The organism is Pseudanabaena mucicola FACHB-723 (assembly GCF_014696385.1).
Lineage (GTDB): Bacteria > Cyanobacteriota > Cyanobacteriia > Pseudanabaenales > Pseudanabaenaceae > Pseudanabaena.
Genome location: NZ_JACJQB010000032.1, coordinates 1 through 11,906, shown reverse-complemented (window position 1 = coordinate 11,906; position 11,906 = coordinate 1). Strand labels below are relative to the sequence as shown.

Genomic DNA, 11,906 nt, shown 5'->3' with positions numbered 1-11,906 from the left:
TAGCCCTTCTCCTTGTGGGAGAGGGGAAAAAGAAATAAATACTTAGAGAGTCTAGTCATGGCAAGAACAGTAGTAATTGATCCCGTCACTCGCATTGAAGGTCATGCCAAAATCTCGATCTTTCTGGATGACCTTGGCGAAGTATCGGATGCACATTTTCATGTGGTGGAATATCGTGGCTTTGAGAAGTTTTGCGAAGGTCGCCCTATGTGGGAAATGGCGGGAATCACCTCGCGCATTTGTGGAATTTGTCCCGTTAGTCATTTATTAGCATCTGCGAAAACAGGGGATAAGTTATTAGCTGTCAAGATTCCCCCTGCGGGTGAAAAACTGCGCCGCTTGATGAATTTAGCGCAAATCACCCAATCCCATGCCCTTTCTTTTTTCCATCTTAGTTCTCCTGATTTTCTGCTCGGTTGGGATAGCAATCCTGCGACACGCAATGTATTTGGGCTTATGGCAGCAAATCCCGATCTGGCTAGGGGTGGCATTCGTTTACGTCAATTTGGTCAGCAAATTATTGAGATTTTAGGGGCAAAGAAAATTCATACGGCTTGGGCAGTGGCGGGTGGTGTGCGCTCACCTCTGAGTGAGGAGGGAAGGACATGGATTTGCGATCGCATTCCCGAATCTCTAGCCACGATTGAGAATGCTTTAGCCTTGTTCAAAAATTTATTAAATGAACTGCAAACGGAAGTAGATGTCTTTGGTAAATTTCCATCCCTCTTTATGAGCTTAGTTGGCAAGAATGGCGAATGGGAACATTACGGCGGACATATTCGCTTTGTGGATAGTCAAGGGCAGATCGTCGCCGATCATCTCAGTGAAGATGATTATCAACAATATATCGGTGAAGCGGTTGAGCCTTGGTCATATCTCAAATTCCCCTATTACAAACCCCTTGGCTATCCCGATGGAATTTATCGCGTGGGGCCTCTGGCGCGGTTGAATGTTTGCGAATATATCGATACCCCAAAAGCTAATCAGGAGTTACAGGAATTTCGCGATCGCAGTGGTGGTAGGGTTGCTACCTCTTCATTCTTCTATCACTATGCAAGATTGATTGAGATTCTTGCCGCTTTAGAAAAGATTGCTGAGCTTGTGGAAGATCCTGATGTGATGTCTAGTCATACTCGCGCCCAAGCAGGAATCAATGCCCTCGAAGGTATTGGTGTGAGCGAAGCGCCACGGGGGACACTATTCCATCATTACCATGTCGATGAGAATGGCATTATTAAAAAGGTGAATTTGATTATTGCGACGGGTCACAATAATTTAGCGATGAATAAAACTGTTGCCCAAATTGCTAAGCATTACATTCACAATGGTGATGTGTCGGAAGGTTTCCTCAATCGTGTGGAGGCAGGAATTCGCAATTTCGACCCATGCCTGAGTTGTTCAACTCATGCCTATGGTCAGATGCCAATGCAAGTACAATTAATTGGTAGCGATCATCGCACGGTATTAAAAGAGATACGGCGCAATGATTAGGGCTAATGGTAGGAAGGTCAAGATCGCTTGCGATTATTGCGAATTGACTTGGAAGATAAATTTACTGATTTGTATGCAGATGTAGGCTTTGAACTGATCTAAAATTAGGGTGAGCAGTGCGTCATTTTGTGTCTAGTTTTTTCTAGCTAATGATGGAGTTCACCATGGAAGCAAGTAAACTATTTCAAGATCGGTATCACGCAGGCTTGCAGTTGGCAGAAGTGATTGCCCAAGCCCATCCCATTAATCCGATTGTGTATGGAATTCCCCGTGGTGGTGTGATTGTGGCTGCGCCGATTGCCAAAAAACTAGGTTGCCCCCTTGATGTGGCGATCGCCAAAAAAATTGTATTGCGCCCAAATTTGGAAACGGCAATTGGAGCGGTGACAGCCGATGGTCAGGGTTTAGAAACGGGACAAAGATATTGCAATGCGGGTGAATGGTCGCAAGCGATTCAACAGGCTCGGAATAAAGCTGAGGCACTCTTGCTGACTTTTGCGCCTTTCCGTCCTAATTTAGACGTTACAGGGGCAACGGCGATTTTGGTGGATGATGGCATTGCTACAGGTGCAACCATTGCCACGATCGCTGCCACAATGAAAGATAAACCCTACAAGGAAATTTGGGTAGTCGCACCCGTATCACCTCGGCATATACCGAGCATTGTCAAGGAGCAGATTGATCGGGCGATTGTTTTGTTACAGCCCGATGGTTTTATGAGTGTTGGTTCTTTCTATCGTAATTTTGCGGAAGTGACAACGGCGGAAGCCCTATCCTGTTTTCAATCGGCAAATAGATGAAATATATAGATGAATATCGCGATCGCAAAATTGCTCAGGAATATGCAGAGGCGATTGCCAAGCTGATAACTCGCCCTTGGACATTAATGGAAATCTGCGGCGGACAAACCCATGCGATCGTGAAGCATGGACTAGATCGACTGATTCCCAAGGAAATCAGCCTCATTCATGGGCCGGGTTGTCCTGTTTGTGTGACTCCAATTAATTTGATTGATCAAGCAATCACCATTGCCGCTAATCCGAAAGTAATTTTCTGCTCCTTTGGTGATATGTTGCGTGTGCCTAGTAGCACTACGGATTTGCTCAGTGCCAAGGCGGCAGGGGCAGATATTCGGATTGTTTATTCACCCCTCGATGCGGTGAAACTGGCACAACAAAATTGCGATCGCGAAGTGGTATTTTTTGCCGTTGGTTTTGAAACTACTGCCCCAACTACGGCTCTAGCTGTCGCTCAAGCTGCTCAATTAGGGCTAGATAATTTCTCGATTCTCTGCGCTCATGTGCTTGTGCCGCCAGCTATGGAAGCAATTTTGAGTAATCCTGACCATACCATGCAGGGTTTTTTGGCGGCGGGACATGTTTGTACGGTCATGGGCTATCAGGAATATGAGTCGATCGCAGTCAAATATCAAGTTCCCATCGTGGTGACAGGATTTGAACCGATTGATATTCTCCAAGGAATTTATCTTTGTGTGCAGCAGTTGGAGTCAGGTAAAGCGGAAGTGGAAAATCAATATGCACGTTCCGTTAAAAAAGCAGGCAATCAACGGGCGATCGCCATGATCCAAGAGGTGTTTGAGCCAACAGCGCGACAATGGCGAGGGTTAGAGATCATTCCTAATAGTGGCTTGAGACTCAGAGAGAAGTATCGTCATTTTGATGCTCAGATTCGCTTTAATTGCCAGTCTTTAGATCATCCCTGTGCAGGAGAGATTCAAGAATCTTCGCGTTGCATTAGTGGATTAATTTTACAGGGAACGCGCAAACCCCATGAATGCCCTAGTTTTGGGACTCTCTGCACCCCAGAGCATCCCCTTGGTGCGCCGATGGTTTCCTCTGAGGGGGCATGTGCTGCATACTATAGCTGTCGCTAATAAAGCTAAAAGCTAGAAACTATTTAAGGACTTTAAGGACTGTCATCGATGAGTACCGCTCCCTCTCCAGAAATTTATGATGCAATCGTGGTTGGCTCTGGCGCTAATGGTGGTGTCGCCGCCAAAGAACTTAGTGAGCGTGGTCTGAAAGTCCTTGTCCTAGAAGCAGGTCGCACCCCTGATGCCAAGGCAGATCTGGGTCATCCAGTCAGGGACATGGCAAAGCGCTTTTACAATCTTGCGATCGCAAAACGTCAGTCTTACCAATCAATGCATCCTGGTTATTGGAAAGCCAACCCCGACCTATTTACTGACGAAAAAGATAATCCCTACACCACCCCCGATGATCAACCCTTTTACTGGATACGTGGTCGTCAGGTGGGCGGCAAGAGCTTAACTTGGGGCGGCATTACGTTGCGGTTATCGGACTATGAATTTAAGGCAGCGAGTCGTGATGGTCATGAGCAGGACTGGCCGATCTGTCATGATGATCTTGCCCCTTACTACAGCAAATTGGAACAATTTTTTGAGGTGCGCGGTAGCCGTGATGGATTAGCGCAACTGCCCGATGGGGACTATCAAACTACCTTACCCCTTACCCCTGCGGAGCTGCACATTAAACAAGTGGTGGAGAATAATTGGTCTGATCGTTGCCTGATTCCCTCACGAGGTTTTGGGCTACATCGCCCTAGCCCAGAGCAACCTTGGCCGCAATATTCTAGCCTTGGTTCTTCGCTCAAGGCAGCGATGGCAACGGGTAATGTAACTTTGCGATCGGATGCTGTGGTCAGCCATGTTGTCTTTGATGCGGATACGCGCAAGGCAAGGGGAGTTGTTTATTGCGATCGCAATACCAAAACCACCCATGAGGTCTTAGCGCGGACAGTGGTGCTATGTGCTTCCACGATTGAGTCGGTGCGGATTCTGTTGCATTCCACTGAGAAATATCAACCTGCGGGCTTAACCGATCCATCGGGTATGTTGGGGTGCTATCTCATGGATCACGTTTCCACCTCAACTTTCTTTTTCTTGCCACATATCAAGCAACCCAAAACCTTTGATCTGTCGGGTTGTGACAGCTTCTTTATCCCCTGTTTTTGCAACCTCACCGCTCAGCAAGAAAAATTCTTACGGGGTTATGGCATTTGGGGAGGTGTGCAGCGTTTTGACTTGCCCAGCATTGTCCGTAAGGTTGGCTCAGGTTCGATTGGCTTTTTGATTGCCCATGGTGAGGTGTTACCACGCCATAGCAATCGCATTCAGTTAAGTAATGATGTTGTCGATGCGTGGGGAATTCCTGTACCGCATATCGAATGTGCTTGGTCAGAAAATGAGCACCTGATGCTAGAGCATATGCACCAACAGATTGATGAAATTATCAAACTTGCGGGCGGTAAAAACATGAAGCTAACGGAGATGTTTCATGTCCCTGTCTTTGGTGACTTTGTGAGCCGCATGGAAGAAACCATGGCTTTTTCTGCTCCCCCTGGTTATTACATCCATGAGGTGGGCGGCGCGAGAATGGGAACTACGCCTCAGAATTCGGTAGTGAATCGCCATAATCAAGTTTGGGAAGCACCGAATTTGTTTGTCACTGATGGTGCTTGTTGGGCTTCGGCAGGTTGGCAAAGCCCAACTTTGACAGAGATGGCAATTACGGCAAGGGCAAGTGAGTTTATAGCGGCGCAGTTGCGGAGTGGGTTTTAAAACTAGGGGTTTCCCCTGATATTCAGAACCAATCAATTTTGGTAAATTGTTAATAGGACAAAGACTTGAGAGAGGTCGATAATTGTTGATATAGGGTAGATTTAACAACCCTAATTAGAACGTAATCTATTAATAAAATTGTTGAATAAGCGAACAAGGTTTTGAGGTTTACACAATCAGTGTTGGGGGCATCCCCAATACCTCTCTTGTTTAAAAGGGTTTTAGAGACTATGGCACTATGGTGCTATCTCTAGCGTGGGAGGATGTCCTTCCGCCCTTTTTTTTTTGATTTAGGCAATTCTCAGCGAAGAGGGTAGAGCATTTGCGGAGCGAGATTTTGATGGAAGTTGCGAAATAGTGGTGCAAATGCTCTACTCCTACCTCAAAATTAAAAGGGAAAATATGGTTTACGATGGGGCTACAGGACTTATCCAATCTGAGAATTGTTATGGCTATCTTTGTTAAATTTGGGTCGAAACTTGCCCGAACATATTTGTCCTTTTTGTCCTTGGGCTGTTGTGGCGTGGTCTTGGCTCTGGGCGCAGATATTGCTCAAGCAAATAACATTTCTTCGGATACGATCAATGGCACTTTGGGGACTTTGAACTCAATTACGTTTATCTCAACGGCGGGGATTGGCTCACCAATTAATTTGTCACCAAATACGGCATTGGCTTTGACCAGTGTGGGGAATGTGAATGTGAAGTCCAATACGAGTGGCGGTTTTAAAGTAGAGGTGGAGTCGGCGAATGCGGGTGCTTTGAAGCGGTTGGGAGGGACAGAGTTGATGGTTTATAGCTTGAATTACAACGATGTTGATCAAGGGCAGATCACGATTAAGAAGGTGGTCGAAAATAGTGGATTTGATAGTAATTGTGCCGATGATTCTGGTTGCGATCGCAATGTCAAAATCTCCATCTCGCAGTCACAGGTACAGAGCCGACCTGCGGGGCTATATTCGGATATGTTGACTTTTACGTTGACTAATCAGTGAGAAAGCCCCGAAATATTTTGAAAAGCGTTGCGAAGCAACGCTTTTCAAAATATTTCGGTTTTATTATTCCCAGAAATTAACATTGAGCATTGAGTCAATATCGCGCCCAAATTGCCATGTATCGGGTATGGGATAGCCTTTAGGCTCGTAATGATCTCGAACTGAACCTAAAGCCAGTTTCCAAGCATCATCAAAAATTTCGTCCCAAACGGCTTTGAGGCTAGGGGTTTTTCTTAGTCTGAGGGCAATGCGGCGGCGTTGCTCTTTGATGGTATTTTGCCAACCATTGAAGCAATAGGGCATATTTACATAGAGTCGTTTGAGGCAATGGGCTAATAAGGTTTCGAGGAGGCTTTCTAACTCATCACGATAGGAATTACCCAAGCTTTCGATCTCCTCGATTAAGTTCTCTATGGCCAAATTGTCATAATCTTTAGCCTTGAGCTTGGCTACGGTATCTTGAGTCCATAGCAAGAAGTCAGCTTCATATAAGGATTTCCGAGCGATCGCCTGAGTCATGCATTTTCCTCCTTTGCTATCACCCAATTTATAGCATTATTTATATATACCTTCACCCCTAGCCCGTCTCCCATGTAGGGAGAGAGGCATCAGAAAGATCTCTTGCTCCCCTTCTCCCGTTCTGGGAGAAGGGTTTGGGGGATGAGGGCAGTTTCTTAAATTTCAATATCAGGGTTTACCCTGATATACGCGCCGAGGTATTGGGGATATATTGAATACATCGAAGAACAAAGAGACCGAACGGGGGGAAAGATCAAAGATGGTCTTCCGAAATTCTAAAGTTCTTTCTCAAAAGGATAGATGAAGCTATCCATTCCTAATTAAAGTTTTATTCTGATTGATTTCAGAAAGAGAGGGTTAAGATTATGCTATTCACTACACTTCGTCAATTGGTTTCGATTTCTGGACGTACAATTCTTGCGATTGGTTTGACTTCGGTTACAGTGTTCGCTTTGGCTCCTTCTGCGAAGGCTGAAGAGATTGTTGTGAACAATGGTATCGCACAAAGCGTTACTTTCGTCCCAGTTAGATTGAATGTAGATGCACAAGAAGCGATGGCAGCCGCAGAGCCTGTAGGAACTTTGAATGTAGTCTCTAATTCTGCCGCAGGCTACATCATCTCGGCTGCTAGTACAAATAATGGCAGCTTGAAGACAACCTCAACCGCAGGAGATGTATTAGTCCCCTACACATTAACTCTTGCCAAAATTGGTACAAAAGTTGGAAATCCTGCGACTCCCGCCGCTACCGATTTTGGTCTAACCACTGCCGCCCAGTCTGTTTGGTCGAGTGCGGAAAATGAAGTTAAAGCGAATAATGACCCCGATCCTGATATAACAGTATCGATCAAAGCTAATTTCGCAGATATTGATGGTGCTGGAGCAGGAACCGAATCAGCTCCTGCTGGTCTCTACAGAGACACTATCACATTCACAATTGAAGGTAAGTAATAAGGCTTTTGTAGTAATTCAAATATGAAACCTGAAACTACAAAATCTTACCGATTTCGTTAACATTAAATGACAAATGAGTTACAAGATAATTCTTGTAACTCATTTGTTTCACAATAGGTGAATTGATGTATTACAGAAAGCAGAGAGTTTCACTATGAACCAGTCTTTAGCTATATCTTTTTTAATTGCTTCAGGATTCTATCTTTCTTCAGGATTTACAGCAAATGCTGAAGAAAGTATATCTTTTGCTTCTAGCTACAATTCCATTGGTTCAGCATTACAACTTATTCCAAATACAGCGCTGCCATTAACCAGTATTGGTAACGTGAAAGTTATATCTGATAGCTCTACAGGATTTACTGTTAAAGTTCAGTCTTTCAATTCAGGCAATCTTCAACGCAGTTCTGGAGAAAGAATTCCATACACACTTAGTTACAATGGAGTTAATAAGGAACAAATAACCGCGCTAACAGTTCTAGAAGATCGTAATTCTATAACAGAATGCATTAGTCCAACAGGCTGCAATCGCAACATTCAGATCGAGATCTCTCAAACTGCTATTTCTGCCAAACCCGCAGGGACATATGCCGATCAGCTTACGTTTATCCTTGTCGCGAAATAAACCAAGTATTATTTATCTATTCTCTAGGAGAGTTTGTGATGTTCAAAACTAAGTCATTCATGGCTATGCTTGCTCTCTGTTGCAGCAGCAGTTTTTTCGCAGCGATGCCTTCTTTGGCTCAAGTCGAAGCCACCTTTACCTTTAGCCCATTAGAAATAAACTTTGCCCCCACTGGACAAAGAGCAACGCAATCTTTTGTCGTATCCAACACTGGGAAAAAATCTGCGGCTATCCAAATTCGGATGGTCAAGCGGGAGATGGATATAGATGGCAAAGATATTACTACTGATGCTGACGATGATTTCATTGTCTATCCGCCACAAATGTTAGTTAAGGCAGGGGAACGTCAAACTATTCGTGTAACTTGGGTTGGAAATACTCCCCCAAATCAAGAACTTGCCTATCGCATTATTGCGGAGCAGTTGCCTGTCGATCTCACCGAAATCACTCAAACCCAAGGCGCAACAACCGTATCGATCAAAGTTTTGTTCGCTTACATTGGCTCTGTTTACGTTGTCCCTCCTAACGTCTCACCTGATGTTGTGTTAGAAAGTTCAGTCTGTGAGCCTGAGACGGACAAAGCAGGTAAAACCAGCAATAAATTATTACTAACTTTTGCCAATCAAGGAACTGCTCACGCTATTCTCAATAATCCTCGCCTCACTCTTGCTCCTGTCAGCAATCCATCTAACTCTGTGGTGCTAGAGGCTAAACAAATTTTAGAAGTCGCAGGTAAAAATATATTGGCAGGGGGTAAACGCCGATTTTCGTTGCCCTGTCCCGCAGGTCTACCCAATGGTAAACTTACAGCCACTTTCGACTACTATCGCGGTAATTAGAATTATTGTTTTGTCTGGTTGTTATTCCTTCCTAAAGCCCCTATACTGCCCAATGCTTTTGCCGATCGCAATGTATAGATCACAATAATCATCATGAGTCGAGTGATCAAACTTAGCTATCTATACATTGCTGTCTGTCTTCTGCACTTGCTCACAGCCGACTATACGCTTGCCCAAACTCCTCCCGATCCTAATAGCGATGATGAAACCTTTGAGCGGGTGTTTGGTCGTCCGCGTACCAATACGAGCAAACAAACCCTAATTGTTCCTTTAGTCATTGATGATCGCGAACAAGCTACTATCCGCATCACCTTTGTTCCTAGTCAGCCACAACAGACTCGCCTCCAGTCACAGACCGTAATCACTGCCCTCACACCAATTTTGCGTCCTGAAATCTTGAGTCAGATTCAGACTGCGATCGCAAATGCCGAAGACGTGGGGGTAGATGTTTTACAAAGAAATGGCATCGAAGCCAACTTTGATGAACGCCGCCTTGCAGTGTTTTTGCAGGTTAGTCCTGCGGTGCGGGCGGTTAACGTTTTGGGCGATCGCTCTAATCTGCCACCTGAAGCCAAGGACGCGCTGCCTGTTAGTCCCCTCAGTGGCTATGTAAATATTTTTGCCAGCGATCGCTTTAATTGGGCAAGCAATCAAAATTTAGGGATTCAGCGACAACCTTTCTTTTTAGGTTTTGATGGGGCAGTTAATTTCCATAATTGGGTGTTAGAAGGAAATTGGTCATTTGCCGAAAAGGGACAGCCCGAATTAACAAGGGGGGATATCAGGATTGTGCGTGATGACCCCGACAATGCGGTGCGCTATCTGGCAGGGGATTACAGCTTTCCGACCACAGGTTTTCAAAATGCGATCGCAGTGGGGGGGATTGCGGCGGCGCGAAACTTCTCATTACAGCCCTACACAATCATCCGTCCCGTTAATAACTTTGAGTTCTTTTTAGAACGTCCCTCTAAGGTGGAAGTCTTTGCCAATGGTCGGCTTGCCCAAACCCTCAACCTGCCCGCAGGTCAACAGGATTTGCGCCAACTGCCCCTGACGACAGGCATTAATGACATTGAGCTATTAGTCACCGATGATCGCGGACAAGAGCAACGGATTAACTTCTCTTCGGCAGTTGCTTCAAATTTGCTGGCTCCGAATGTACAGCAGTTTGCCTATAGTTTTGGATTTCCCTCGCAATCCCTTGCAGGTAGCCGCAATTATGATCTTTCCAAACCCATTCTCTCCTTGGCACATCGTTGGGGGGTAAGTAATGTCTTCACCCTTGGCGGCTATACCCAAGCGACTAGCCGCCAACAATTGCTGGGAGTGGAAGGGATTTTTGCCACGGCAATCGGTAACTTCGCATGGGATGCGGCGCTTAGTAATGATCAAAACGTTGGCTTAGATTACGCATGGAGACTACGCTATGACTTTTTTAATGCCAAGGATACCGATCGCTCCTTTGGGCTAAGTGCCGAGCAGCGCGGAGCAAGATTTATCACCTTTGGCAATGAAGCAATTCCCAGTAATAAGACCGCCTTGGATCTGTCAGCCTTTTATCGACAAAAGTTATTTGGTGACATCGGTGCAGGGCTTAGCACTCAGTATCGTTTTGGGCGCGACAATCCCGATTCCTATCGCATCGGTCTCGACTTGTCCAAATCCTTTGGCAATGTATCGGTCAATCTATCCCTATCCCAGAGTCTTGATACTACAGGAGTGAATGAACAACGTGCCCTGCTGAATATGCAGCTCAATCTCGGTCAAGGCTCACAACCGATTCAAGCCAGTACCGAGGTTCGGAATAACGATAGTCCTACCCAGCAAGTCTCTTGGGGCTTCCGCACGCCACAGGTGAGCGAGTCCCTCAGTGGCTCGTTTGGGCTGAGTCGTAGCCGTGGCAGCGATCGCCTCAATACCAACTTCACCTACACAGGCTATCGCGCCATCTGGAACCTTGCCCCCGATCTTTCCTTCTCGTCCAATAGCACCCAAGCCAATGCCCTTGTGAGTGTCAGAACTGCGATCGCATTTGCCGATGGTAATGTTGCCTTCTCGCGCCCGATCAGTGATAGCTTTGCGCTGGTTGTGCCAGAGAAGGGGTTAGCCTCGCAAATAGTCGGTGTTAATCCTGATGGACAGGGGACATACCTCAGCCGAGCCGATAGTTTTGGGGCGGCAGTTGTCCCGAACCTATCGTCCTATAGTGTTTCGCGCCTCCTGCTAGAAGTCCCCGATGCACCTACGGGGATTGAGGTGGGTAATCCTGTTTATTTCACGCTGCCCAGTTACAAGAGTGGCACGGTGATTCGTCTTGGTACAGAGGCAAATGTATTCATTCGTGGGGTGTTAGCCGATGCCAAGGGAATTGCGATCGCACTCAAGGCAGGAGAAGTGCGATCGCTCTCCGATCCAGCTTGGCAACCGCTCACCTTAAGTAGCTAAGCAAAATTAATTACATAAGTTGAACCAAAGTCTCGAAGAACTTTTTCAACATAAGAGACTAAACTTTCCCAAGATTCATATGCATTGAGTTCAATCCACTCATACTTCATGAAACGCCACAAAATTTCAATCAAGTTCAACTGGGGACTATAAGGGGGTAACTGGAAAATCTCAACTTGCTGGTTCTTCCACTGCTCTAATTTCTCTTGAATCAGTTGACTGGTATGAATAGAGGCTTTATCCATAACAATCACTGTTGGCTTGGTAGATTGACGAGCAAAGTCATCGATACAAGCGAGAATGACTGCACTGGTGATACTGCGTTCAAAAACATAAGCAGATAAGTCATTGTTTCGATTCATCAAACCCACGACATTTAACCTCTTACTGCGTTGACTGGGTAAGCTTAAACCCGTCCCTTTCTCTTGCCAAGCATAGGGAA

Annotated in this window: 11 protein-coding genes; 9 read left to right on the top strand and 2 right to left on the bottom strand. The window is 45.7% G+C overall.

Annotated features, from left to right (window positions below; genetic code table 11):
- Positions 1 to 57: 57 nt before the first annotated feature.
- The 5 genes from H6F41_RS13830 (at position 58) to H6F41_RS13810 (ending at position 6,086) form a co-directional block, all read left to right on the top strand.
- Entirely contained in the window at positions 58 to 1,491 is a 1,434-nt protein-coding gene (locus H6F41_RS13830; RefSeq protein ID WP_190404059.1) for a Ni/Fe hydrogenase subunit alpha, read from the top strand.
- 164 nt (positions 1,492 to 1,655) lie between these two features.
- A complete protein-coding gene (locus tag H6F41_RS13825; RefSeq protein ID WP_190404058.1) occupies positions 1,656 to 2,291 on the top strand; it encodes a phosphoribosyltransferase in 636 nt (211 codons plus the stop codon).
- Complete coding sequence (gene hypD / locus H6F41_RS13820) at positions 2,288 to 3,385, top strand: hydrogenase formation protein HypD (RefSeq protein ID WP_190404057.1); 1,098 nt, start codon at positions 2,288 to 2,290, stop codon at positions 3,383 to 3,385. Before H6F41_RS13825 ends, hypD begins: the two co-directional genes overlap by 4 nt.
- Before the next feature lie 48 nt (positions 3,386 to 3,433).
- Entirely contained in the window at positions 3,434 to 5,092 is a 1,659-nt protein-coding gene (locus tag H6F41_RS13815; protein WP_190404056.1) for a GMC oxidoreductase, read from the top strand.
- A 448-nt stretch (positions 5,093 to 5,540) separates the two neighbouring features.
- Positions 5,541 to 6,086 carry a hypothetical protein gene (locus tag H6F41_RS13810; RefSeq protein WP_190404055.1) on the top strand — a complete coding sequence of 182 codons (546 nt, stop codon included), beginning with the start codon at positions 5,541 to 5,543 and terminating at the stop codon, positions 6,084 to 6,086.
- A 63-nt stretch (positions 6,087 to 6,149) separates the two neighbouring features.
- On the opposite strand, the gene H6F41_RS13805 is transcribed toward H6F41_RS13810, so the two are convergent.
- Positions 6,150 to 6,605 (bottom strand): DUF29 domain-containing protein, encoded by a 456-nt coding sequence (locus H6F41_RS13805; protein ID WP_190404054.1) that lies wholly within the window; start codon positions 6,603 to 6,605, stop codon positions 6,150 to 6,152.
- Positions 6,606 to 6,970: 365 nt separating this feature from the next.
- Here H6F41_RS13805 and H6F41_RS13800 point away from each other — a divergent pair, with 365 nt between their 5' ends.
- From H6F41_RS13800 to H6F41_RS13785, 4 genes are all read left to right on the top strand, one after another.
- Positions 6,971 to 7,555, top strand: coding sequence for a hypothetical protein (locus tag H6F41_RS13800; protein WP_190404053.1), 585 nt, complete (start codon positions 6,971 to 6,973; stop codon positions 7,553 to 7,555).
- Between the two features lie 157 nt (positions 7,556 to 7,712).
- Positions 7,713 to 8,180 (top strand): hypothetical protein, encoded by a 468-nt coding sequence (locus H6F41_RS13795; protein ID WP_190404052.1) that lies wholly within the window; start codon positions 7,713 to 7,715, stop codon positions 8,178 to 8,180.
- Between the two features lie 113 nt (positions 8,181 to 8,293).
- The gene (locus tag H6F41_RS13790; protein WP_190404051.1) at positions 8,294 to 9,019 is read left to right on the top strand and encodes a fimbrial biogenesis chaperone; all 726 of its coding nucleotides are present in this window, start codon (positions 8,294 to 8,296) and stop codon (positions 9,017 to 9,019) included.
- Between the two features lie 93 nt (positions 9,020 to 9,112).
- Positions 9,113 to 11,464 (top strand): fimbria/pilus outer membrane usher protein, encoded by a 2,352-nt coding sequence (locus H6F41_RS13785; protein WP_190404050.1) that lies wholly within the window; start codon positions 9,113 to 9,115, stop codon positions 11,462 to 11,464.
- Here the strand turns inward: H6F41_RS13785 and H6F41_RS13780 are convergent.
- Positions 11,461 to 11,906 (bottom strand): IS630 family transposase (locus H6F41_RS13780; protein ID WP_190401965.1); only part of this gene is annotated, 446 nt, incomplete at its 5' end. The genes H6F41_RS13785 and H6F41_RS13780 overlap by 4 nt on opposite strands.

Bases quoted from the DNA above. Each gene is read 5' to 3' on its own strand.
- H6F41_RS13830 (WP_190404059.1), top strand. From the start codon at position 58: ATGGCAAGAACAGTAGTAATTGATCCCGTCACTCGCATTGAAGGTCAT.
- H6F41_RS13825 (WP_190404058.1), top strand. From the start codon at position 1,656: ATGGAAGCAAGTAAACTATTTCAAGATCGGTATCACGCAGGCTTGCAG.
- hypD (WP_190404057.1), top strand. From the start codon at position 2,288: ATGAAATATATAGATGAATATCGCGATCGCAAAATTGCTCAGGAATAT.
- H6F41_RS13815 (WP_190404056.1), top strand. From the start codon at position 3,434: ATGAGTACCGCTCCCTCTCCAGAAATTTATGATGCAATCGTGGTTGGC.
- H6F41_RS13810 (WP_190404055.1), top strand. From the start codon at position 5,541: ATGGCTATCTTTGTTAAATTTGGGTCGAAACTTGCCCGAACATATTTG.
- H6F41_RS13805 (WP_190404054.1), bottom strand. From the start codon at position 6,605: ATGACTCAGGCGATCGCTCGGAAATCCTTATATGAAGCTGACTTCTTG.
- H6F41_RS13800 (WP_190404053.1), top strand. From the start codon at position 6,971: ATGCTATTCACTACACTTCGTCAATTGGTTTCGATTTCTGGACGTACA.
- H6F41_RS13795 (WP_190404052.1), top strand. From the start codon at position 7,713: ATGAACCAGTCTTTAGCTATATCTTTTTTAATTGCTTCAGGATTCTAT.
- H6F41_RS13785 (WP_190404050.1), top strand. From the start codon at position 9,113: ATGAGTCGAGTGATCAAACTTAGCTATCTATACATTGCTGTCTGTCTT.